Genomic DNA, 259 nt, shown 5'->3' with positions numbered 1-259 from the left:
CCACGACAGGTACGTCGTTATGATCGTTGCTTTTTGTTTATATAAATATTTTCCCTTTGGCGGTTTGCAGCGCGATTTTATGCGTATTGCTCAGACAGTCGCCGCCCGAGGTCATCATGTTCGGGTTTATACCCAGTCGTGGGAAGGCGAATGCCCTGATGTATTTGAACTGATCAAAGTGCCGGTTAAATCGCATACCAATCACGGGCGCAATGCGGAGTATTTTGCCTGGGTGCAAAAACATTTACGCGAACATCCC

Annotated in this window: 1 pseudogene; it reads left to right on the top strand. The window is 47.5% G+C overall.

Features of this window, described 5'->3' with window-relative positions:
* Nucleotides 1-19: 19 nt before the first annotated feature.
* Nucleotides 20-259: pseudogene (locus SB756_RS31940) on the top strand (glycosyltransferase family 1 protein); the annotation flags it as partial.

Origin of the sequence: Pseudomonas sp. SIMBA_068 (assembly GCF_046534705.1) — a bacterium.
Classification (GTDB): Bacteria; Pseudomonadota; Gammaproteobacteria; order Pseudomonadales; family Pseudomonadaceae; genus Aquipseudomonas; species Aquipseudomonas putida.
This window is presented reverse-complemented; position numbering and strand designations above follow the sequence as displayed.